The 846-nt window shown below is 66.8% G+C and carries 1 protein-coding gene; it reads right to left on the reverse strand.

From position 1 onward, the window contains the following. Window positions 1-173: 173 nt before the first annotated feature. Window positions 174-809 (reverse strand): recombinase family protein, encoded by a 636-nt coding sequence (locus D3273_RS27910; protein ID WP_129230303.1) that lies wholly within the window; start codon window positions 807-809, stop codon window positions 174-176. Window positions 810-846 lie beyond the last annotated feature (37 nt).

Raw genomic sequence — 846 nt, forward strand, 5'->3', positions numbered from 1 at the left:
TTCGCCACGTCGGCCCGCCTGGGGTTCACCTTCGTCGGCCTCGGGACGGTCGCGGCGGGCCGCGCGGCCTACGTCTTCCGGGAAACGTAGTGCCGGGAGGAGGCCCCGGCCGTGCATTGGTGCGGCTGGCGAGCCTGGGAGGCCTGAAAAACCCCGTTAGGTCCCCTCTTATTTTAGGCGGCCCAGGTGGCCAGCGAGGCCTCTGCCTCCGCGGGGTTGTCCTTGATGCGGTAGACGGTCTGACGGGACAGACCCGTGGCCTTGGAGATGGTGGACGGGTTGGCACCCTGCCCCAGCATGTCGCGAACCTGGGCCAGCGTGTCGGCCGTGAACGAGGGCTTGCGGCCCCGGTACTTCTCGCCCTCGTTGGCCTTTGCATGGGCGATGCCAGCCCTCTGGGCGTCCTTCGTAGCCTCGACCTGGGCCTGGGCGGTGGCGGACATGAAGGCGATGAGTGAGTCTCGCACGGCCATTTGAACGGGGTCTGTGGTAGCGCCATCGAAGACCATGCCGTTGATGACGGTGCGGACCACGACGCCACGACGCATGAACTCGCGGATGGTGTCCGTCACGTCCTCATAGTTCCGGCCCAGGCGGTCTACCCACCGGACCACCAGCACGTCGCCCCTGCGGAGCATGTCGAACAGCCTGCGGCCCTGGTGGCGTTCTGCAAGGCGCGTCGTGACGCCGGACACGCCATCATCGGCCACCACCTCATCAATATGGAACCCGGCCGCTTCCGCTTGGGTGCGCTGGTGACCGATGGTCTGTTCGGCCGTCGAGACGCGAGCGTAGAGGATGGTGGTCACGTCGGCTTCCGTTTGTCCGCTGGGATGGTGTCCGCAT

The organism is Lichenibacterium minor (assembly GCF_004137685.1).
GTDB classification, from domain to species: Bacteria; Pseudomonadota; Alphaproteobacteria; order Rhizobiales; family Beijerinckiaceae; genus Lichenihabitans; species Lichenihabitans minor.